We start from the raw sequence: 19,547 nt of genomic DNA on the forward strand, positions 1-19,547 counted from the left end.
CCGGGGCGCGGGCACGGCCCGCCGCGGACGCAGCGGTCCGGCGGTTCGGGCGTCAGTGCTCGCCGACCTCCGCGTGGGCCGTCCCCAGCAGGCGCCACGTGGCTTCCGGGCGCCAGTGCCCCCACCAGCGCTCTAGGCGCACCACCGCGTCCGCCCGCTCGCTGTTGCGGCAGACGGCCGGTGTGCCGTCCGGGTCGGTGTAGTCCAGGGTGAGGGTGCGTTCGGCGGGCTGGGTGACCTCGACGTGGATGCGGCGCAGGCCGGCGCGGCCCGACACGGTCCATACCGGGAGTCCCAGGCGGGCCCGGAAGCGGCCCGCGCCCGCCCAGCCGACGGCGGAGCGCTCGGCGCGCCGGGGCCAGGTGCGGCCCGAGCGGCGCAGCCGCAGGAACACCAGCGGGGGCAGCCGCCGCAGTCCCGGGCGCGTGGAGACCGCGGCGACGACCTCCAGGACGTCTCCCCGGCCGAGGTCCGCGTGGAGCCAGCCCCAGCGCTCCGCGTTGCCGTGTCCGTAGATCCGGGCGGAGGCTCCCCTGGCGTCGCGCAGGACCAGCTTCCGGTCGCCGTGGGTGACCTGCCCGTCGTACGAGGCGCCGGCCGCGGGCAGCATCTGGGCGGCGGGGAGCAGCGGGCGGCGCCAGGACCAGCGCGGGAAGGTGTAGAGGGGGGTGTCGTCCGGGCGTTCGGCGAGGTCCCAGGTGAGGGCGCCGGCCGATCCGGTGATCCTGCCGGGGCCCGCGACGACGCCGGCGGCGGCGTAGCCCCCGGCCGGGCGTTCCCACGGTTCCGGTCCGAAGCGGGCGTGCTCCACGGGGCCGTCCGGGGGGAAGACGGCTGCCCAGCCGTGGGCGAAGGCCGGGGATCCGTCGGCGGGGGCGGTCAGTTCGTGGTGCACCCACACGCCGGTGCCGGTCGCCGGGTCGGTGAGCGTGGTGTACCAGACCTCGGTCCGTCCCGGCTCGCCCTTCCAGCGGGGGGCCGCGTGCCGGGCGGCGTCGTCCTGTCGGGGGAAGCGGAAACTGCCCAGGAACGGCGCGAGTCGCGTCGCGAGGGGGAACCGCAGCACGCCTTCGCCGGCCGGCCGTCCGTCGGCGCGCAGCACGTACGGCAGGACCGTCATCGAGGTGAGGGGGTGTCGGAGTCCGACCGACTTCCATCCGTCGAGTTCCACACGGCGGCCGTCCAGGGTGAACGCGAGCCGGTAGCGGATCCGGCGGCGGGCCAGGGGCGAGATCTCCATCTCGCCTTCCGCGGCGGGGTCGTCGGCGCGTCCGGCGATCCGGACCCGGCCGGTCAGCCGGGCCGGTGTGGTGCGCCGGGGATCGAGTACGCGTGCGGCTTCGGCCCGCAGGTCGAGGCGGACGGCCCGGTCGTGCTCCTCGCCCGCGAGCCGGACGGATCCGAGCAGCGTTTCCGTGAAGACGGTGCCGCGGCCACTCACCGGGTCCCCCCGAGCGCGTCGAGCATGATCCGTTCGGTCGCGGCCAGGTAGGCGTCCGCCGCCGTGTGCGCCGCCCGCTCGTCGTGGGCGGCCACCGCCTCCACGACGGGCCGCAGCCGTTCGTGGGCGGCCACCGCGTCGGCGAACGGCGCCACCAGGGCGCCGCGCAACGGCAGGTAGGCGTTGAAGAGGGTGTTGGTGAGGAGTACGTAGACACGGTTGCCGGTGGCCCGCGCGAGGCCGCGGTGCACCTCGACGTCGGCGAGCTGGGCGTCCTCGCCGCCCGCGGCCCCCCGTAGCGCGGCCAGGAGCCCGTGCAGCTCGGCGACCTGGGCGTCGGTCGCCTTCGCCGCGGCCCGGGAGGCGATCAGGGCGCCGATGCTGCGGCGCACTTCGAAGACCTCTCGCACCCAGTCGGGGCTGTGCCGGATCAGGGACGGCAGCAGGTCGGCCCCGCCGAGGCGTGCGTAGTCGCGGACCCTGGTGCCGACTCCGTGCCTGGTCTCCAGGAACCCGGCCTGGACGAGCCGCCCGAAGGCGTGCTTGAGGGTGGTGCGGGTGACGCCGTAGCCGTCCGAGAGCTCACGCTCGGGCGGCAGGTAACTTCCGGCCCGGTGGCGGCCGTTGAGGATGTCCTCGCGGAGCCGGTCCTCCAGTACGTCGACGATCGTCTCTCGTGGCAGCGCTTCCACGCCCGGCCTCCCCAGCAGTGGTCCAGTGGCTCAGCCACTGAACCACTGCTCGGCGAGGAGCGTCAAGGGTGCGCGGTCACCCGAATCAGCCCCATCCACCGTTCCCCAGGCGTCAGTTGACAAGTCACCGGCCGTGCCCGACCCTTTCACTACTTACCTAGTGAAAGGGTGGTGTTGTCGTGCTGGAATACCGGATCGACCGGCGCAGCGGCATCGCCACGTACCTCCAGATCGTCCAGCAGACCAAGCAGGCCCTGCGCCTGGGCCTGCTGGAGCCCGGCGACAAACTGCCGACCGCGCGCGAGGTCGTGGAGGCCACGGCCATCAATCCGAACACCGTCCTCAAGGCCTACCGCGAACTGGAGCGCGAAGGGCTCGTCGAGGCGAAGCGCGGCATGGGCACCTTCATCCGGAGGTCCCTGGGCGGCTCGCCCGCCGACTCCCCGCTGCGCGACGAACTCGCCGACTGGGCACGGCGCGCCCGGAACGCGGGGATGGAACGGGACGACGCCGCCGCGCTCTTCACATCCGTACTGGAACAGCACTTCGAGGGGGACGGCGACGCATGACGGAAACCGTGATCGAGGCGGAAGGCCTCGGCCTGCGCTACGGGCGCCGGGGCGCCTGGGCCTTGCGCGATGTCTCCCTGCGGCTGCCCGCGGGGCGGGTGTGCGCGCTCGTCGGACCCAACGGAGCAGGAAAATCTAGCCTGTTGTCCCTCGCGGCGGGGCTGGTCCGCCCGACCGAGGGCGTCATCCGCGCCCCGTCGCGCGAAACGCTCGCGTACGTGGCCCAGGACAAGCCGCTCTACCCGCAGCTCACCGTCGGCGAGACCCTGCGCATGGGCCGCGAGCTCAACCCGGCCCGCTGGAACGCGGCGACCGCGGAGCGGATCGCCGCACGCGGGACGCTCGACCCGGACTCCCGGGTCCGTACGCTCTCCGGCGGCCAGCGCACGCGGCTCGCCCTGGCGCTGGCCCTCGGCAAACGCCCCGGACTGCTCCTGCTGGACGAGCCGATGGCCGACCTCGACCCGCTCGCCCGACACCAGCTGATGGGCGTGCTGATGGCCGACGCCGCCGAGAACGGCACCTCCGTGGTGATGTCCTCGCACATCCTCACCGAGCTGGAGGGCGCCTGCGACCACCTGCTCCTCGTCGACGGCGGCCGGGTCCGCCTCTCCGGCCCCGTCGACGAGGTCGTCTCCGCGCACCGGCTGCTCACCGGTCCCGCCGCCGCCTCCGCCGATCTCGCGCCGCACACCGTCGTCGAGGCCCGGACCACGGGCCGCCGACTCGTCGCGCTCGTGCGACCGCGGGGACCCGTCGACACCCGGACCTGGCAGACCGCCGAACCGTCCCTGGAGGAACTCCTGCTCGCCCACCTGCGCTCCCCCGACGCCCCGGCGTTCGCCGCCGACGACTCCCGCACGGCCGAGGGGGTACGGGCATGAGCGCGCTCGCCCCGAAGGGCCCGTACTGGCTCGCGGTGCGGCAGCACCGGCTCGTGCTCCGGACGGTGGCCGTCGCCCTGACCGCCGGCCTCGTCGCCGTGGTCGCCCTGCGCCTGTGGGCCAACGACCCCGACTCCCCCGACCCGTACCTCTCGATCCCGAACCACGGCTACCGCCTGCTGCGTCTGTGCATGCAGTACGCGGGTACCGGCCTGCTGTTCCTGGCCCCGCTGGTCGGGGCGTTCGTGGCCGGGCCGATGCTGGCGCGCGAGATGGAGAGCGGCACCTGGCGGCTCGCCCTGACCCAGTCGACCACGCCGAGGGCCTGGCTCGGCTCCAAGGTCCTGGTGGCCGTGGTGGTCGCGGTGGTCGGCTCGGCCGTCCTGGTCGGGATCTACCGCCTCGGCTGGGCGCGGGTGTCCGGCACGTACCAGCTGCACTGGGCCGACCGGGGAGCGTACGAGGCCTCCGGCCCGGTGCTCGTCGCCTCCTGCCTGCTCGGCGTGGCCGTCGGCGCGCTCGTGGGCCAGCTGATCCGGCGCACCCTCGCCGCGATGGCCGTCACCGGGCTCGCCACGGGCCTCGCGCTCCTGGGCCTCGGCGCCGTGCGGTGGTCACTCCTGCCCGTGGAGACCGCCACCGCACCGATCGGCGGCAACATCGCCGTGCTGCCGCCGTCCGCCTTCATGACGGACACGGGACTGCTCACGGCCGCGGGCGAGCGCCTGCCCGAGTACACCTGCTTCGAGCGGACCCACGACCTGGGTGACTGCCCGGCGGACCTCGGCGTCACCGCGTGGTACGCCGACTTCCACCCGGCCTCCCACTACTGGCCGACGCAGTTCCTGGAGTCCGGCATCCTGCTGGCCCTGGCGGCCGGCGCCCTCTACGCGGCCTTCCGCCTCCTGCGCACCCGGCACGGCTGACGCCGCACACCCCGTCCCCGGACTGCCGCGCGAAGGCCGGGCCGGCCGTCCGGCCGTCCGGCCGGACGCCGAAGCCCACCGCCGTGACCTGGCAGCTTAAGGCCTCACGGGTCCCCGCGGGGGCAACGCCGGGATACTCGGCGGCGGGATCCGCACGCGTCCTACAGTGCCGACGAACGCCCCCTCCGGTGGGGGCGCGGCACTGGGACGTGTGATGGACAGGGATCTGGTCCGCGAGTCGGCCTCGGCAGGACGGGTGGTGCTGTGGGAGGAGTCGGCGCGCGACGGCGCACAGGCCAAGACGCTCATGGGGGCCGGCCTGCGGGTGCGGTTGGCACGGGAACAAGGGCGGATCTTCGGTGCGGACGGGCCGCGCCACGTGGTGTTCGCCGCCGGCTTCCCGGCCGTGTGCGCGGAGGAGTTCGACGCCGTGAGGCGGGTGGCCGTGGAGGCCGAGGGCGCGGTGAGCGTGGCGGCCGTGTGCCGCGGTACCCGGGACGACGTACGGCAGGCCGTCGCCTCGGTCCGGGGGACCGCGCACGCCCGGGTGATGGTGGTGGTGCCCGCTTCGGAGGCCATGGCCGGGGTAATGACCCACACCGGGGCCGCCGACGCGCTCGCCGCGGGTACGGCCCTGGTCAAGGAGGCCCGGGACCTGGACGACGGGGTCGCCGTGGACGTCTGCCTCGCGGACGCCTCGCGCGCCGACCACGGCTTGACGGGGCGGTACGCGGCGGAGATGACCGCCGCCGGAGCGGGGGTGGTCGTCCTGGCCGACACGGTCGGGGACCAACTGCCGCAGGAAGCGCGGCGGATGTTCCTGGAGGTCGGCTCGGCCGCCGGCCCGGACACGGTGCTCGCCTCCCACCTCCACAACGACCTCGGGCTGGGCCTCGCCAACTCGCTGGAGGCGCTGCGGGCGGGGGTGCGGGTCCTGTCCAGCTCCTGGCTGGGCATCGCCGAGCGCAGCGGCATGGTCGCCACCGAGCAGTTGCTGTTCCTCCTGGCCTACCGGCCGGACCGGACCCGGCAGTTGCTGGGCGAGGGCCCGCACGGGCCGTCAGGTGCGGCTGACGGTCCCTGGTGGACCACGCCCGACCTCAGGCGGCTGCCGGAGATCGCCCGGATGGTCTCGGCCGGTACGGGGGTGCCGCTGAGCGTGAACACGCCGGTCGTCGGGACGGGCGTGGGCACCATCTCCACCGGTACCCCCTTCGTGCACCCCGCGTTGTTCCAGCCGTTCGACCCCGAACGGATCCTGGGCATCGAGCCGCAGGTGGTCCTGACCCAGCTGGCCAGCGCACGCGTGGTCACCGCCGTCGCCGCGCGGCTCGGGTACGCGCTCGACGCGGCGCAGGCCCGTGCGGCGATGGGCTGGGTGAAGGGCGTCGCCTTCCGGACCGGCCGCGCCGTGGTCGACGAGGCCGCCTTCGGCGCCTACCTCGACGGGCTGCTGCAGCCGGCGGCGGGTGCGCGGTGAACGCCGGTACCGGCCTCGTCGGCGCGGACGCCGCCCGGCTGGCCCTGGAGCGCGGGGCGGCGGTGGTCCTGCCGAATCCGGCGCCGCTGACGTACGTGGTCGCCGGGACGGATCCGGGCGGGGTCAACACCGCGAAGGGCAGACCCGCGGACCAGCCCGTCGCCCTGTGGGCCCACGACCGGGGCACCTTCGCCGAGCTGGCGCGCGGGGCGGACCTGGACACGGCAGGCGTGCGGCTGGCCGGAAGGCTGCTGGAGGAGGAGCGGGTCACCCTCCTCGTCCCGCTCCGCCCGGGCGGAGCCCGCCCGGACTGGCTCGCTCCCGCGAGCAAGGACGGCTGGGCGCTGCTGTTCGGCGCCCGCTGGCCCCCGCTCCTGCCGGTACTGGAACCGTTCCCCGTTCTGTACGTGTCCAGCGCCAACCGCACCGGCCACCCGCCGGCCGGCTCCGCCGGAGCCGCGAGGGAGATGTTCCCGCGGACCCCCGTCCTCGACGGGGGAACGGGGCCGGGCCGGAGGGCCACCACCACCCTGCGCCTGGCTCCGGACGGCGGGCTCTCCCTCCACCGCCACGGCGGCCAGGACCACCCCTATCCGACGGAGCAGGCCTACCTCGGCGCACTCCGCGCCCGCTTGGGGGCTGACCAGGCATGACCGGGCCACCCGAGCGGCGCGGGGAGCCGCGGTAGCCGGATCAGGGAACGCTCGACAGGCGGGATGTCCATTTCCGTCCTAGTTTGTCATCGTCACCGATTCCCAGACGTGAGGAGCACGACATGGCTGACAAGGGCGGCATGGACAAGATCAAGGGCAAGGCGAAGGAAGCGGCCGGCAAGGCCACCGGCAGTGACCGGATGAAGGCCGAGGGGAAGATGGACCAGGCGAAGGGCAAGGCGAAGGAAGCCGTCGCCGACGCCAAGGACCACCTGCGGGACAAGCGCGACGACCGCTGAACCCGGTTCCGGCAAGGGCCCGCCTCCACGAGGCGGGCCCTTCCGGCGCGTCAGGACCGCCGCACCCTCCGCAGGTCAGGCGGGTGACGGGCGGCGCGCCCGGTCAGCGCCACGCCCCGGACGGTGCGTGCGCACAGGTCCGCGAAGGACCGCATCAGAACGGGGTCCCGCCGCGTGGCACGGCGTGCGTCGTGCGTCGTGCGTCGTGCGTCGTGCGTCGTGCGTCGTGCGTCGTGCGTCGCACCAGGCTCCCCGAACACTTGTCCCGGGATGCACCCTCGGTATGCTCCCCGCCGCCGCGGGCGGGGCGGAACGGCCCCGCGGGGCCGGGCCCGGCCCGGGTCTTCGCAACCCGATCCACTGAGCGATCGAACGCCCGCTCCCCTCCGCGACGAGCCAGGACCGTGATGAAGAGGGGCTGGCCGGAGCGATGATTTCCGCCGGGACCGCCAGTCTCTCCTTCTGACCGTACGCACGCCGAGGAGACACCATGACCGAGCTCGTGACCCACACCCTGGACACCACCGGTGCCACCGTCCGCTACGACGTCCGCGGCGGACGTCCGGACGGCGGCGGCTCCGCCCTCTTCCTGATCGGCTCGCCCATGGACGCGAGCGGGTTCCTCACGCTGGCCTCGCACTTCACCGACCGGACCGTCGTCACCTACGACCCCCGCGGGACCGGCCGCAGCGTCCGTACGGACGGCGCGGCCGAGTCGATGCCCGAGGAGCACGCCGACGACCTGCGGCGGGTCATCGAAGCGCTCGGTTCGGGCCCCGTGGACGTGTTCGCCAGCAGCGGCGGCGCCGTCAACGCGCTCGACCTGGTGGCGCGGCATCCGGAACTCGTCCGTACCCTCGTCGCGCACGAGCCGCCGACGGCGCAGGTCCTGCCGGACCGCGAGGCGGCGCTGGAGGTCTGCGCGGACATCCACGCCACGTACCGGCGCGACGGCATGGGCCCCGCGATGGCGAAGTTCATCGCCGTGGCCGGCCGGCAGGGCCCCTTCCCCGCCGACTGGGCGGACGAGCCCGCTCCCGACCCCGCCGCCTTCGGGCTGCCCACCGAGGACGACGGCTCGCGCGACGACCCGCTGCTCGGTCAGAACATGCGCGGCTGCACGGGGTACCGGCCCGACTTCGCCGCCCTGCGCGCGGCCCCGACCCGCATCGTCGTCGCGGCGGGCAAGGAGTCGGAGGGCCAGTTCCCTGCCCGCGCCGCGTCGGCGATCGCCGACGGGCTGGGCACCGGACTGACCCTCTTCCCGAGCCACCACGGAGGCTTCCTCGGCGGCGAGTTCGGCCAGCAGGGGGATCCGGAGGCCTTCGCTCAGACGCTCCGCGACGTACTGCTGCCCGCCGGCCACTGAGCGTCCCGCGCACGGCGCCGCGAAGGGCGGAGAGCCCTGCTCTCCACTCCCCCGCCCCGACTGCGGCGCCGTGCCGACGAGCATCGTCCCCGGTCCGGAGCCGGAGACGACGCCCCCGGAACACCCGTCACCACTCGCGCCCGGCGATCAGCTCCTCCACGTCCGCGTCCTCGAACCCGTAGGCCGACGCCACGAAGCCGAAGTCCTCCGCGATCTCCTCGCGGGCGACGGTCTCGATCTCGCTCCCCGCCGCCTCGAACTCGGCCTCCAGGTCGTTGAACGCCTCCGTCGCCACCTCGGTGAGCAGGTACAGCGCTGCCAGGTCCGCGGGCCGTTCCGCCTCGATCCGCTCGCACAGGCCCAGCAGGACGGCGCGTCCCTTGTCGAGGACCCGATCCGGGTAGTACGCGTCCGCGTACAGCGCGCGCAGGAACACGTACTCGTTGACCTGCTGGTTCGTGATCGACACCGGTTTTCCCATCCTTCGGCGAGTTGACGCGCTGATCCTGCACCATGCGACTGACAACCCCGGCCCGAGGGGAGAACCATGGTCCGCATGACGACCGAGACCGCCAGGACCTACGCCTCGCACTACGCCGACGTCCACCTGCTGCTGCGCGACGGCGAGCGCCTGCTCATGGGCCGCCGGGGCCACCAGCCCGTCTTCCCACGGGTGTTCCAGCTGCCCGCCGGGCTCATGGAGAAGGGTGCCCCGGCGCGCCGGGAGACCTGCCGGGAGCTGCTGGAAGAGGTCGGCGTCACCGCCGACCCGGACGACCTGCGCTTCGTGCACGTCATGCACCACGTCTCCGTCTACGGAGCCCACGAGCGCATCGCGTTCTTCTTCGAGGCGGACACGTGGACGGGAGACATCGGCAATCCCGAGCCCGACAAGTGCGAGAGCTGGAGCTGGCACCGGGCCGACTCCCTGCCCGAGCCGATGCCGGACTACCTGCGCGTCGCCCTGCGTCACATCGCCGACGGCGTCCCGTACAGCGAATACCGGTGGCCGGCTCCCTGACGCGGGGCGCCGCGCCCTCAGGCGGTGGTGTCGGCGTGGTCCGCGCCGTCGGGGGCCGCGGCGCGCAGGTCGATGCCGTGCCGGGAGCGCACCATCTGCAGCATCGGGCAGCGCTCGTCGGCCGCCGCGAGCAGCGCGGCGCTCTGCTCGGCGGAGAGCGGGCCCGCGAGCAGGACGGTCGCCGTGAAGTCGTACGGCACGGACGGGGCGTCGGAGGGCACCTCGAAGAACCGGGCGTCGTTGTTGCGGGCCCGCACGTTGACCTCGACCCGGTCGAGAGGGGTGCCGTCCAGGGCCGCCAGGCACATCACCGTGTGCGTCAGGCAGGTGCTGATCACCGCGCAGAGCAGTTCCGGCGAGGAGGGTCCGAGTCCGAAGCCGCCGATGTCCGGGCCGCCGTCGCTGATGAACGACCAGTCCCCGACGCGTACCTTGCGCACGCCGGTCGCGTCGTCGGCGACGCAGACCGCCCCGATCTCCTCGTCCCAGTCGGTGTCCTGCGGACGGCGGGCGGCGGCGGCGCGCATGGCCGCGCCCTTGTCCTTGAGGTGTTCGGCGAGGCCGGGCGTCCGGGCCGGTGTGATCGTCATGGCGGGAAGAGTACGGCCACCCCCTGATCCGGCGGCCGGCCGGTGCGCGGCGGTGGCGGCTTCCGGGTCAGCGGGCGGCCGGAACGGGGCCGAGCATGCGCTTGCTGATCCATTCGAGGGGCCCCTGGAAGAGCCCGTCCGCGTACTTGTGGCCGTCGTGGCCGGCGTTCGGGATGACGTGGAGGTCGGTTTCGATCGGACCCTTGGTGATCTTGTCCTTGAAGGCCTTGACCGTGTCGGCCGGTTCCCGGTCGCCGAGCAGGAACGACAGGTGCACCTTGGGGCCGTTCTTCTTGCCGAGCTGTTCGGCGAGGTGGCTCGGGTCGTTGGCCCGCTTCTCCTCGTCGTGGCCCTTCCAGAAGGGAGCGTCGGGAGCCGTGTCGGGTCCGCCCGCGATGGCGGCGCTGAAGCGGTCGGGGTACTGGAGGACCATCTTCATCCCGACGTAGCCGCCCGCGGAGGAGCCGAAGAAGCCCCAGCCCCTGGGGTCCTTGTAGGTGCGGAAGTTCTCGCGCGCCAGGTCCGGTACGTCGTCCGACATCCAGGTCCCCATCTTGGGCTGGCCGGGGATGTCGCTGCCGTCCCAGTACTGGTCCAGCTTGGCGTTCAGGACCGGCATCATGACGATGAACGGCAGCGACTTGCCCTGGTCGACCTGTTCGGCGATGCGTTCCTGCAGCTTGAAGTCGGAGCCGAACCAGTAGTTCGTCGGGTACCCGGACGCCCCCGGCAGGGCGGTGAGGACGGGGAACGCGCTGTTCTCGTACTTCTTCTCGGTGTACTGCTTCGGCACCCAGGCCCACACCCGGCCCTCGAACCCCGACTTCGGCCCCTTCAGCGTCGTCCACATCACCTGCGTGCCGTCGCTCAGCTCGCGCTGCAGCTTCCACTTCCGGACGTTCGTCGGCATCTGCACCGCCGCACCGGAGGCCGTCGGCTCCGCGCTCTGGCTGTTCTTCCCCGAGCTCGCGGGCGGGCGCCGGTCGAACGCCGCCTCCTCCGAGCCGCCGGAACATCCGGCCAGGGACAGGGCCGAGGCCAGGGCGAGGGCCGGAACCAGGAGGACTCCCTGACGCTTCATGCAACAACTCCACACACTTAAAGGCCGTATACCTCCTGGAAGAGTCAGAAAAGGTCCAACCAGTTCCCTATCGGGAGGTAGAGAGCCGTCGGGCACCGCTCATCCCCCGGTCAGCGGGCCGCCCGCCGCCCGCCGCCCGCCGCCCCGCCCGTGGAGCGGCCGGGGCGGCGGGCGCCCACGGGTCAGTCACCTCCGCCGCCTCCGCCACCACAAGAGGATCCGCCCCCACCGCAGGACGATCCGCCGCCACACCCGTAGCCGCCGCCTCCGCCTCCGCCGCCGCGCCTGCGCGACCGGCCCCGCGACGACCCGCCGCCGCTTCCGCCGCCGAACATCGCCAAGACGAACACCACGGCGAGCCCGATTCCCATGATCACCAAGAACTCCACGTGTCCCACCCCCCTTGCTGTCGTGTGCCGGGGAGATGCCCCTCCCGACCCGCATCCCAAGCACGTCTTGAGGAACTCCAGAGCTTCGGCCCGATGCTCCCCGGCGCCCGCCGGAACCCGTGACATGCGTCACGGTGCGGCCCGGCGCCCCCGCGGGCCGCACCGGGCCCGTTCGCACTCGACATATGGCTCTTTGCACCTTTTTGACACTGACATGCCTCATTCCGCCGGGAACGGAATCGGCGCCTCCGGCTGCTCCGCTTCCAACACGACTGCCGAGGGACGGTTCTAGCACCCTGTCAGGTCCTGCCCGAGCCGCCGCCGAGAGGGCATGCACGACCTTCCGGCCGTTTCAAGCCCGGCCGGGCACCTCCGCGGCGGCCCGGCCCGCCGAGCTTGCCAGGCCCGTGCCCCGCTTCTAAGAATGGCGGCTCCTCCGGCGCCCTCGCGGTCCGGCGCCGGGAGCTTCGGGATCACCGAGTGAGGTCACGCATGAAGAAGCACCGTAAGAAGACGCACCACCGGAAGATGGTCATCGCCGTCGGGGCCCTCGCCGTCGTGGGCGTGCCCGGCGCCGCCATGGCCTGCCTCGACACCGAGGGCACCGGTCCGATACGCACCACGGCCGCCCGGCAGGACAGCCGCCCCTGGCAGAACGCCCCCTCCGCCGCGCCGGCCGCGCAGCAGCCCGTGGAAGCCCCCGCGCAGGACGGCGCCCCGGTGAGCCCCGAGGCCGCGCCGGCGGCGCCGGCCGAGCCCGCGGAGCAGCCGGCCGCCAAGCCGCCCGTGGAGCCGGTCGCCGAGAGCACCCCGCCCGCGCCGCGGCCCGCCGCGCCGGCGAAGCCCGCCAAGCCGGCGAAGCCCGTCAAGCCCGCCCAGCAGGCGACCGAGCCCGCGGCGGCGAAGGACTCCGCGGCGCCCTCCGGCGCCCAGGCCGAAGTCCTCGCGCTCGTCAACAAGGAGCGCACCGCCGTCGGGTGCCCGGTCCTCACCCTCAACGCGAAGCTCACGAAGGCCGCGCAGGACCACAGCGCGGACATGGCCGCGAACAGCAACATGTCCCACACCGGATCCGACGGTTCCGACCCGGGCCTGCGCATCACCCGCGCGGGATACCAGTGGCGGACGTACGGCGAGAACGTGGCCTACGGCTACAGCACGGCCGAAAAGGTCATGGAGGGCTGGATGAACAGCCCGGGCCACAAGCGGAACATCCTCGACTGCTCGTACAAGGAGATCGGCATCGGCCTCGCGCAGCCGGGCCACTACTGGACGCAGGACTTCGGCGCCGCGCGCTGACCCGGCGGACACCGAACACCGGACACCGAACACCAGGCACCGGACACCGGGACGATCCGCAGCACCGGCCGGCGTGCCGACCGCGGCCTGTCATCCCCTGCCCCGCCAGGGCCACTCTGGCGGGGCTTCCCGCTGCGCGCCGGCTCAGCGACCCGCGTACCAGCCCTTTTCGCCGCCGCCTTCCGACGGGTCGTACGACTGGTGCAGTCCGAGCAGCGCGGCCACCAGCCGGGGGTCCCAGCTGTCGTCGAGGACCCGGTACTCGTCCGCGACGCCCCGGAAGACGAGGTGCGCCCGGCGCGATGCGTCGCGCCAGATCACCCTGCGCGGCTTGCCGAAGGCGTCGTCGCCCTCGCCGAGCAGGGACAGCACCAGCCACACCAGGCTCACGGGCAGGCTCAAGGGCCACCACACCGCCCACCAGAACAGGCGCCCGCGGAAGCCGCGCACGCGGTGGCCCGCCGCCGACTCGACGGTCCAGCGCGCGCGGGCTCCGCGCAGGGCGCGTCCGCGCCGGTAGGTGATCCGGCCCAGCGGGGCGCCGTACGGGTCGTCGACGCGGTACACGGCGGGGCGTCCGCCCGCCCGCGAGCCGGCGTCCTCGGTCGACACCCGGGCGATCGCGGTCCGGCCCTCGCCGACGACGTCGAAGGTACGGGCACCGGGATGCGCGGAGGCACCGTGACCGTCGGGCACACGGCAGAGCGCGCCGACGGAGACAAGCCCCTCGGGCCCCGCGCCGTCGCCGTGGCGGACGACGAGCGGCGAGGACGCCCCGTACCGCACGTTGTACGTCATCCGCCCCTGGGCCACCCCGTGTCCTTCCCTCCGGCGTCCCCGCACGGCGACGCTTCCGGCCCCCATGATCGCATCCGGCGTACGGAGGCCCCGGGCGGTCGCACGCGCCGAGGTGGATGTGGGCGGCCCACAGCGAGGGGCTGGCGGGGTACCTCGCGCGCAGGGTGCGAACGGCCCCGTGGAGCGCGTGGGCGGCCAGCTCCGTCCGGGGCCCGTCCGCCGCGTCCGCGGTCAGGGACGCGTACGTCTCGCGGGCGATGTCCGTCGCGGCGGCGTCGTTGACGGGCCAGAGCGTGCCGATGTGGCCCGCGCTGCCGGTCGCCGCGGTGGTCGCGCTGACGGCGCGGGCCCGGGGGCGGGAGGCGGCGACCGCGCTGGCCGACCTCGTCTAGGCGGCCGTCGACCTCCGCGGGCACGTCCTCGCGGGGGAACTCGGACTGACGGGCGACCGGCCGGCGCTCACCCGCGACGTCGGCTTCGCCGTCACCACCCGCCTGCGCAAGGACGCGCAGGCCCATCCGGTTCCGGAGCCCGCTCGTACCCGTCCGCTTCCCGCTCCCGCGCAGGGAGGCGGCGGCAGTTGAGCACGGACCCGTCGGGGCTCGCCCGTCGGCCCCGCCGATGCCGCGGTGACCGAACCGACTGACCGACCGGCTGACCTGCCCGCCTGCAGTACATGGTGGGGGGGGTGGGTCGGGCACACGGTGCCTCGGAGGTTGCTGGTCGGCTTCGCGGCCCGCCCCAAGGGCAGCACCGGCCGCTGGTACCGCTGGTACCGCTGGTACCGCTGGTACCGCTGGTAGCCATACGGCAACACCGCAGCCGGGCCACCGGCCCGTCCGCGTACCCGAGCCCTACGCCTCGCCGCCGACGGCTACGGCTACGGCTACGGCCACGGGACGGACGCGGGGAAGCCCCCAGGGTTCCAGCGCTCCGGAGATCAGGTCCGCCGCGAACTGGACGGCTCCGGCGGTGTAGTGCCACCACCCGCCGCTGTGCGTGCCGACGGTGACCGTCCACGCCCCGGGTCCGCTGCCGCCGGTGGTCCACAGGAAGGTGTCGCCGTGCTGCGAGCTGCCCCAGGCCAGTAGGCCGCCGGGAGCGGGGTACACCGCCGCCACGGCGCCCAGGCCCTCCGTGTCGATCAGGTCCGCCACGTCCTCCGCCTCCTCGTCGGCGCCCTCCGCCCATGCTTCCTCCGCACCGGGCTGCGGTGTGTGGAAGGACAGGTAGTCGCCGAAGACCAGCGGCGGATACACCTCCGCGAGCAGTCTGAAGTCGGCCGGCAGTCCCGTCCCGAGACGCGCCTCCGCCACCGCCCAGTCGACGCGCGCGGGCTCGGCCCGGCGCAGTCCGGCCAGTCCGGGGACCGCCGCTTCGAGGGACGCGAGCGCCTCGTACGGGTCGGCCAGCCGTCGCGCCGGGGTCTGTGCGCGCATCGCGTCTCCGTTCACGACTGCGTCATCACGCCCGGACGCGGGCACCGATGCCTGCTCCGGCCGAGTCATCCGCCGGGCCTCGTGGCGGGCGCCGCCTTGGCGAACCAGTCGGCGGCCTCCTCCGCGCCGAGCACCCGCTCCAGCACCAGGTCCCCCGGCATGCCGGGAAAGAACCGTCCGGCGGGCCACTGCCGCCGGTACGGCGGAGGGTCGAGAGCGATCAGCCGGACGCCGTCCACGACGGGGATGTCGGCGGGGTTGCCCTCGTTGAAGATCCAGCTTCCGTCCGCGCCGACCAGGTTGAAGGCACCCGTGGTCGGGACCTGACCGGCGGTGTCCCGGCACACGGCGATCTCCCGCGCCGACGGCGCCTCGCCCGGCACGTGCTTGCCGCCGATGAGCACGCCGGCGAGCAGGGTGTGGAGCTGGAAGTTGTCGCCTATCCCGCTCATGCGCAGGGCGTACCCGGTGCCGGTCTCGCGGTGGAGCGCGACGAGCGGCTCGTCGTCCAGCACGCGCAGCGCGTACGTCAGGCACCTGAAGGGGTGGCCCGAGGCCTCGGCCACCCGCTCCACCTGTGCGAGCAACTCCGCCTGGCCCACCGCTGTCCGGCGTACGGCACGGGTGAGGAGCACGGCGACACCCGCCATCTCCCACTGATGCAGGGTGAACCAGCCGGTTGCGGCCGCGTGCCCGGTCCGCGCGACGATCGCGTCGGTGAGGTCGTCGTCCGGTCCGGGCAGGTTCCCTCCCCCGGTATCGGCCCACCGCTCACAGAAGTCACCGCCGGCCGCGAACCCTTCCCGCGCCCCGGCGAGGATCGCGGGTGCGCAGGCCCCCGCATCGGCGCCCCGTTCGACGCAGGCCCCCACCATCACGGCGAGCGCGGCCCGAGGCCCCGGCGGCACCTCCGGGAGCAACGCCGCCAGTCGCGGCCCCGCCTCGCGGCAGGCGCGGTCGCCGGCCTTGCCGACCGTCCGGTGGAGCTGCGCGAACGCCTCCTCCGCGCCGGGGGCGTGCTGCTCCCGCACGGCCTTCTCGAACGCGGCCACGGCGCCCGTGAACGTCTTCCTGCCCCATGTCATCCGCACATACTGCATCACCGCCCGATCCGGTGAAGCGGCAGGTCACGCTGGTCGTCGTACCCGTACGCGGGAGCGGTGCCGGGCACGGATAGGGTCGCCGTCATGCAGCGCACCCAAGTCGACGGCGTACCGGTCCTGTTCCTGCCCGAGGGGGACGGGCAGCTCGCCAGTGTCGCGCTGCGGTTCGGCTGTGGGGCGCGGGACGAGACGTTCCGCACGATGGGGGTCACCCATCTCGTCGAGGCGCTGGCGACGGACCGTCTGGAGGGGCTGGACGGGGACGACTTCGGTTCGTTCTTCGACCTCGACGAGACGAGGTTCCACGGCTACGGGACTCCCGAGGAGGTTGTCCGGTTCCTGGAGGCCGTGTGCAACGCCCTGTCGGACCTGTCCCTGGACCGCATGGAACACGTCGCGGGCCGCCTCGACATCGAAGGCGCCACACCCGTGGACGCGCAGATCGCCGAGGTGCTGGGAGCCCGGTACGGGGCCCACGGCCTCGGCCTCGCCTGCCACCAGGGCGCCGGATACCGGGCGCTGACCCCCCAGATGGTCCGGGACCACGCGGCCGCGTACTTCACCCGGGCCAATGCGGTCCTGGTGGTGGCCGGCCCCGTGCCGCCCGGACTCCGGTTGCCGCTGCCCGAGGGGGCGCGGCCCGCACGCAGTGCGCCCCGCCCGCTGACCGGCCACGCGTGGGCCCAGCGCGACATGGACGGGGTGGCCCTCGCGTACGAGGTGCCGGTCGGCTCGGCCGCGGCCCGGATCGGGCACCAGATCCTCTTCAGCCGGGTCGAAGGCCTGGCGAGGGACCGGCTGGGCATCGCCAGCGCGGTCGAGACGTTCGTCACCGGGCGGGACCGCGGCTCGGTCGAGCGCATGCTCCTCCTCGACGCCGAGGAGGGACGCGAGGAGGCCGTGGCCGCCGCGCTGTGGGGCGAGGCCGTGCGGCTCGCCCGCGGAGCACCGGCTCCCGAAGAGGTTGCGGCGGAAGTCGCCTGGTGCCACAGGAAGTTCATCCTGCAGTCGACCGCCACTGACGGCCTGCACGAGGCGTCGGACAGCGAGCTGTACGGCGTCCCCCACCTCGACGGTCCCACGATGATGCGGGCGCTGGAGACGGTCACCCCGGGCGACGTGCGCGAAGCCGTCGAGCGGGCCGTGGCCGGCGCGCTGCTCGTCGTCCCCAACGGCACGCTCCCCGCACTCACCGGGCTGGACGGACGGCGCCTGCCGCACACCGGGGTCTGCGCGCAGTGGGACGTACCCCCGCCACCCGGTGAGGTGCACGGCCTCCCGCTGCGGGCGCGGCTCCGGCTCGGCGCCAGGAGCGCGGACCGCATCGTGCGCACACCCCGCTCGCTCGTGTGGTGCCAGGACGACTGGTACCACGAGTACCGCTTCGACGAGGTCGTCGAACTGGAACGGTGGGGTGCCGCCCGGCGAGCCGTCGCCCGCTGCGGGTGCCTGCTCGAGCTCGTTCCCGGTCAGTTCCAGGGCATGGACCGACTGATACGCACCCTGGACGACGCCATCCCGCCCGCCCGTACGCGGGAACGCGCGGAGCCGCCGAGCCGGACGTAGCCGATGCGCTCCAGGGGGCCGACGGGTCGTGCGCGGCCCACACTCCCGTCCGCGCCCTGACCCCGCCCCCTCCCCCGCCCCTGCCCGGTGCGGCGCATCGCCGGTGCCTCCCGGCGCAGTCACCCGTCCGCATCGCCTCGGCTCCGCCGCTGCCGCGGAGTGGCGGCAGGAAGGCGGACCGACCCTGCGGTTCGGGGGTCGGCCGTGCTCGTCAGGATCGCGCTCGCGACAACCCCGAAGAGGCGGTCGGAGCGCGGTGCGAGCGAGGGTTGATCGCCGAGCCAGGCGAGCATCGCCACCAGCGCGAACAGATCGGCGCCGTCGATGTCGCTCCGCGCCGCGCCGGCGGCCTGGGCGCGGGCGAGGAGTCGCGCACCGGCTGCGCGCAGGGTGACGCAGGAGGCGTGGAGTGCGGATCCGGTGTCATCGATGGCGGCTGCCATCAGCTCGGTCACGCCCCGGTACTCGGTCGTCCACGTGACGCAGTCGTCCAGCCACGAGAGCAGCGCGTCCTCGGGCGAGCTCGACGTCTCGAGTCCGTCCGCCTTCGCCGTCAGCTCGTCGAAGCTCGTGCGCAGCAGCGCGTCGAGCAGCGCCTCGCGCGTCGGGAAGTGCCGCAGCAGCGTCGCGAGTCCGACGTCGGCCCTGCGCGCGATGTCGCGCAGGGACACGTCCACACCCTGCTCGGACAGGGCCGCTCCCGCTACGGCGAGCAGGTGGTCGCGGTTCTTCCTGGCGTCGGCCCGCATCTGGCCCCCTTGACTATCCGGATCAGTGGTCCATATATTCGAACCACTGATCCGTTTATATGGATCACCGGTTCGGATAAGCGTATCCCGCAGCGCGAACAGGAGAAGACGATGCCGACACGCACGATGAGGGCAGTCCGGCTCCACGCACACGGCGGCCCGGAGGTCCTACGCCTCGACGAGGTGCCGGTTCCGGAGCCCCGGTCGGGCGAAGTGCTCGTCCGCGTTCACGCGGCCGGCGTCAATCCCCCCGACCGGTACCTGCGCGACGGGCTCACCACCATGCCCGGAGAGACGGAGTCGACGGTCAGCCTGCCGGTGATTCCGGGAACGGACGTGTCGGGCGTCGTCGAGGCCGTCGCCGCCGACGTGACCGGTCTGCGGGTGGGCGACGAGGTGTTCGGCCTTCTGCGGTTCCCCGGCTTCAACGGCAGCGGGTACGCGGAGTACGTGGCCGCGCCCGCGGCGGACCTCGCGCACAAGCCGGCCGGCATCGACCACGTGCACGCCGCGGGGGCGCCGATGGCCGCACTCACCGCCTGGCAGTTCCTCATCGAGGCCGGACACACCCACCCCTCCCCCTTCCAGGAGGCTCGGCATCGGCCGACGGCACTGGACGCCGACACGACGGTGCTCGTCAACGGCGCGGCGGGCGGGGTGGGGCACATCGCGCTGCAGCTGGCGAAGTGGAAGGGCGCGCGCGTCATCGCCGTGGCATCGGGTGCCCACGAGTCGTTCCTGAACGGGCTCGGAGCCGACCGGTTCCTCGACTACACCAAGAGCCGCCCCGAAGAACTGGTGCGCGACGTCGACCTCGTCGTCGACACCGTCGGCGGCCCCGGCAGCAAGCGCTTCCTGCGGACGCTCAAGCGCGGCGGCGCCCTGTTTCCGGTCCTCCCCGGAGCCGTCGACCCCGAGGAGACCGCACGACTGGGCATCACGGTCTCCACTGCCCAGGTCCGCTCGAACGGCGCACAACTCGCCGAACTGGGGCGCCTCCTCGACGCGGGCACGGTCCGCGTCGCGATCGACAGCACGTACGCCCTCGCGGACGCCCGGGCAGCACACGAACGCGCCGCCCGCGGACACGTCCAGGGCAAGATCGTCCTCACGGTTGCCTAGGGGGTCAGCGGGGGCCGACGTCGGTGACGTGCCCCCTGCGGAGGACCAGAGCACGGTCGTCGGCGAAGAGGCCGTTT

General features: G+C 73.8%; 21 protein-coding genes. 12 read left to right on the top strand and 9 right to left on the bottom strand.

Translation table 11 applies throughout. The features are described from left to right. Positions 1-52: 52 nt before the first annotated feature. On the bottom strand, positions 53-1,441 hold the full coding sequence (locus ACZ6S8_RS18770) for a hypothetical protein (RefSeq protein ID WP_469457048.1): 1,389 nt from the start codon (positions 1,439-1,441) through the stop codon (positions 53-55). Continuing rightward, positions 1,438-2,133 carry a FadR/GntR family transcriptional regulator gene (locus ACZ6S8_RS18775; RefSeq protein WP_469457050.1) on the bottom strand — a complete coding sequence of 232 codons (696 nt, stop codon included), beginning with the start codon at positions 2,131-2,133 and terminating at the stop codon, positions 1,438-1,440. The genes ACZ6S8_RS18770 and ACZ6S8_RS18775 overlap by 4 nt, the downstream gene beginning before the upstream one ends. 179 nt (positions 2,134-2,312) lie before the next feature. Between ACZ6S8_RS18775 and ACZ6S8_RS18780 the strand changes: the two genes are divergently transcribed. The 7 genes from ACZ6S8_RS18780 (at position 2,313) to ACZ6S8_RS18810 (ending at position 8,313) form a co-directional block, all read left to right on the top strand. Next, complete coding sequence (locus ACZ6S8_RS18780; protein ID WP_469457052.1) at positions 2,313-2,702, top strand: GntR family transcriptional regulator; 390 nt, start codon at positions 2,313-2,315, stop codon at positions 2,700-2,702. Further along, a complete protein-coding gene (locus tag ACZ6S8_RS18785; protein WP_469457054.1) occupies positions 2,699-3,586 on the top strand; it encodes an ABC transporter ATP-binding protein in 888 nt (295 codons plus the stop codon). The genes ACZ6S8_RS18780 and ACZ6S8_RS18785 overlap by 4 nt, the downstream gene beginning before the upstream one ends. Then, the gene (locus ACZ6S8_RS18790; protein ID WP_469457056.1) at positions 3,583-4,512 is read left to right on the top strand and encodes an ABC transporter permease; all 930 of its coding nucleotides are present in this window, start codon (positions 3,583-3,585) and stop codon (positions 4,510-4,512) included. Before ACZ6S8_RS18785 ends, ACZ6S8_RS18790 begins: the two co-directional genes overlap by 4 nt. Positions 4,513-4,726: 214 nt before the next feature. Continuing rightward, positions 4,727-5,992: a 2-isopropylmalate synthase gene (locus ACZ6S8_RS18795; protein WP_469457058.1), complete on the top strand. Its 1,266-nt coding sequence runs from the start codon at positions 4,727-4,729 to the stop codon at positions 5,990-5,992. Beyond that, on the top strand, positions 5,989-6,645 hold the full coding sequence (locus ACZ6S8_RS18800; RefSeq protein WP_469457060.1) for a hypothetical protein: 657 nt from the start codon (positions 5,989-5,991) through the stop codon (positions 6,643-6,645). Before ACZ6S8_RS18795 ends, ACZ6S8_RS18800 begins: the two co-directional genes overlap by 4 nt. 122 nt (positions 6,646-6,767) lie before the next feature. After that, the gene (locus ACZ6S8_RS18805; RefSeq protein ID WP_469457062.1) at positions 6,768-6,944 is read left to right on the top strand and encodes a CsbD family protein; all 177 of its coding nucleotides are present in this window, start codon (positions 6,768-6,770) and stop codon (positions 6,942-6,944) included. Positions 6,945-7,434: 490 nt separating this feature from the next. Beyond that, positions 7,435-8,313 (top strand): alpha/beta fold hydrolase, encoded by an 879-nt coding sequence (locus ACZ6S8_RS18810; RefSeq protein WP_469457064.1) that lies wholly within the window; start codon positions 7,435-7,437, stop codon positions 8,311-8,313. A gap of 127 nt (positions 8,314-8,440) precedes the next feature. Here ACZ6S8_RS18810 and ACZ6S8_RS18815 read toward each other — a convergent pair whose 3' ends face one another. Then, complete coding sequence (locus ACZ6S8_RS18815; RefSeq protein WP_469457066.1) at positions 8,441-8,782, bottom strand: DUF5713 family protein; 342 nt, start codon at positions 8,780-8,782, stop codon at positions 8,441-8,443. 87 nt (positions 8,783-8,869) lie between these two features. On the opposite strand from ACZ6S8_RS18815, the gene ACZ6S8_RS18820 reads away from it, so the two are divergent. Continuing rightward, positions 8,870-9,334: an NUDIX domain-containing protein gene (locus tag ACZ6S8_RS18820; RefSeq protein WP_469457068.1), complete on the top strand. Its 465-nt coding sequence runs from the start codon at positions 8,870-8,872 to the stop codon at positions 9,332-9,334. A gap of 17 nt (positions 9,335-9,351) precedes the next feature. Here ACZ6S8_RS18820 and ACZ6S8_RS18825 read toward each other — a convergent pair whose 3' ends face one another. Together ACZ6S8_RS18825 and ACZ6S8_RS18830 are read right to left on the bottom strand one after the other, a co-directional pair. After that, the gene (locus tag ACZ6S8_RS18825; RefSeq protein ID WP_469457069.1) at positions 9,352-9,924 is read right to left on the bottom strand and encodes an OsmC family protein; all 573 of its coding nucleotides are present in this window, start codon (positions 9,922-9,924) and stop codon (positions 9,352-9,354) included. 67 nt (positions 9,925-9,991) lie between these two features. Further along, a complete protein-coding gene (locus tag ACZ6S8_RS18830; protein WP_469457071.1) occupies positions 9,992-11,005 on the bottom strand; it encodes an alpha/beta hydrolase in 1,014 nt (337 codons plus the stop codon). Between the two features lie 881 nt (positions 11,006-11,886). Here ACZ6S8_RS18830 and ACZ6S8_RS18835 point away from each other — a divergent pair. After that, entirely contained in the window at positions 11,887-12,693 is an 807-nt protein-coding gene (locus tag ACZ6S8_RS18835) for a CAP domain-containing protein (protein WP_469457073.1), read from the top strand. Positions 12,694-12,837: 144 nt separating this feature from the next. Here the strand turns inward: ACZ6S8_RS18835 and ACZ6S8_RS18840 are convergent, their stop codons facing one another. Then, complete coding sequence (locus tag ACZ6S8_RS18840; RefSeq protein ID WP_469457075.1) at positions 12,838-13,491, bottom strand: hypothetical protein; 654 nt, start codon at positions 13,489-13,491, stop codon at positions 12,838-12,840. A 116-nt stretch (positions 13,492-13,607) separates the two neighbouring features. On the opposite strand from ACZ6S8_RS18840, the gene ACZ6S8_RS18845 reads away from it, so the two are divergent. Continuing rightward, positions 13,608-13,883 carry a hypothetical protein gene (locus ACZ6S8_RS18845; protein WP_469457077.1) on the top strand — a complete coding sequence of 92 codons (276 nt, stop codon included), beginning with the start codon at positions 13,608-13,610 and terminating at the stop codon, positions 13,881-13,883. A gap of 462 nt (positions 13,884-14,345) precedes the next feature. Here ACZ6S8_RS18845 and ACZ6S8_RS18850 read toward each other — a convergent pair whose 3' ends face one another. After that, the gene (locus tag ACZ6S8_RS18850) at positions 14,346-14,930 is read right to left on the bottom strand and encodes an SMI1/KNR4 family protein (RefSeq protein WP_469457079.1); all 585 of its coding nucleotides are present in this window, start codon (positions 14,928-14,930) and stop codon (positions 14,346-14,348) included. Positions 14,931-14,995: 65 nt separating this feature from the next. Further along, positions 14,996-16,015, bottom strand: coding sequence for a hypothetical protein (locus ACZ6S8_RS18855; protein WP_469457081.1), 1,020 nt, complete (start codon positions 16,013-16,015; stop codon positions 14,996-14,998). Between the two features lie 102 nt (positions 16,016-16,117). On the opposite strand from ACZ6S8_RS18855, the gene ACZ6S8_RS18860 reads away from it, so the two are divergent. Then, complete coding sequence (locus ACZ6S8_RS18860) at positions 16,118-17,599, top strand: peptidase M16 family protein (protein ID WP_469457083.1); 1,482 nt, start codon at positions 16,118-16,120, stop codon at positions 17,597-17,599. A gap of 119 nt (positions 17,600-17,718) precedes the next feature. On the opposite strand, the gene ACZ6S8_RS18865 is transcribed toward ACZ6S8_RS18860, so the two are convergent. Further along, positions 17,719-18,348, bottom strand: a complete 630-nt coding sequence (locus tag ACZ6S8_RS18865; RefSeq protein ID WP_469457085.1) for a TetR/AcrR family transcriptional regulator — start codon at positions 18,346-18,348, stop codon at positions 17,719-17,721. A gap of 111 nt (positions 18,349-18,459) precedes the next feature. On the opposite strand from ACZ6S8_RS18865, the gene ACZ6S8_RS18870 reads away from it, so the two are divergent. Continuing rightward, positions 18,460-19,470 (top strand): NADP-dependent oxidoreductase, encoded by a 1,011-nt coding sequence (locus tag ACZ6S8_RS18870; protein ID WP_469457087.1) that lies wholly within the window; start codon positions 18,460-18,462, stop codon positions 19,468-19,470. Positions 19,471-19,547 lie beyond the last annotated feature (77 nt).

It is taken from the genome of Streptomyces sp. NPDC048461 (assembly GCF_055587105.1).

What these genes read in the sequence shown, in the direction of transcription:
- ACZ6S8_RS18795 (WP_469457058.1), top strand. Translation starts at nt 4,727, where the DNA reads ATGGACAGGGATCTGGTCCGCGAGTCGGCCTCGGCAGGACGGGTGGTG.
- ACZ6S8_RS18805 (WP_469457062.1), top strand. Translation starts at nt 6,768, where the DNA reads ATGGCTGACAAGGGCGGCATGGACAAGATCAAGGGCAAGGCGAAGGAA.
- ACZ6S8_RS18820 (WP_469457068.1), top strand. Translation starts at nt 8,870, where the DNA reads ATGACGACCGAGACCGCCAGGACCTACGCCTCGCACTACGCCGACGTC.
- ACZ6S8_RS18860 (WP_469457083.1), top strand. Translation starts at nt 16,118, where the DNA reads ATGCAGCGCACCCAAGTCGACGGCGTACCGGTCCTGTTCCTGCCCGAG.
- ACZ6S8_RS18840 (WP_469457075.1), bottom strand. Translation starts at nt 13,491, where the DNA reads ATGACGTACAACGTGCGGTACGGGGCGTCCTCGCCGCTCGTCGTCCGC.
- ACZ6S8_RS18835 (WP_469457073.1), top strand. Translation starts at nt 11,887, where the DNA reads ATGAAGAAGCACCGTAAGAAGACGCACCACCGGAAGATGGTCATCGCC.
- ACZ6S8_RS18790 (WP_469457056.1), top strand. Translation starts at nt 3,583, where the DNA reads ATGAGCGCGCTCGCCCCGAAGGGCCCGTACTGGCTCGCGGTGCGGCAG.
- ACZ6S8_RS18845 (WP_469457077.1), top strand. Translation starts at nt 13,608, where the DNA reads ATGTGGGCGGCCCACAGCGAGGGGCTGGCGGGGTACCTCGCGCGCAGG.
- ACZ6S8_RS18825 (WP_469457069.1), bottom strand. Translation starts at nt 9,924, where the DNA reads ATGACGATCACACCGGCCCGGACGCCCGGCCTCGCCGAACACCTCAAG.
- ACZ6S8_RS18810 (WP_469457064.1), top strand. Translation starts at nt 7,435, where the DNA reads ATGACCGAGCTCGTGACCCACACCCTGGACACCACCGGTGCCACCGTC.
- ACZ6S8_RS18865 (WP_469457085.1), bottom strand. Translation starts at nt 18,348, where the DNA reads ATGCGGGCCGACGCCAGGAAGAACCGCGACCACCTGCTCGCCGTAGCG.
- ACZ6S8_RS18785 (WP_469457054.1), top strand. Translation starts at nt 2,699, where the DNA reads ATGACGGAAACCGTGATCGAGGCGGAAGGCCTCGGCCTGCGCTACGGG.
- ACZ6S8_RS18850 (WP_469457079.1), bottom strand. Translation starts at nt 14,930, where the DNA reads ATGCGCGCACAGACCCCGGCGCGACGGCTGGCCGACCCGTACGAGGCG.
- ACZ6S8_RS18830 (WP_469457071.1), bottom strand. Translation starts at nt 11,005, where the DNA reads ATGAAGCGTCAGGGAGTCCTCCTGGTTCCGGCCCTCGCCCTGGCCTCG.
- ACZ6S8_RS18870 (WP_469457087.1), top strand. Translation starts at nt 18,460, where the DNA reads ATGCCGACACGCACGATGAGGGCAGTCCGGCTCCACGCACACGGCGGC.
- ACZ6S8_RS18855 (WP_469457081.1), bottom strand. Translation starts at nt 16,015, where the DNA reads ATGACATGGGGCAGGAAGACGTTCACGGGCGCCGTGGCCGCGTTCGAG.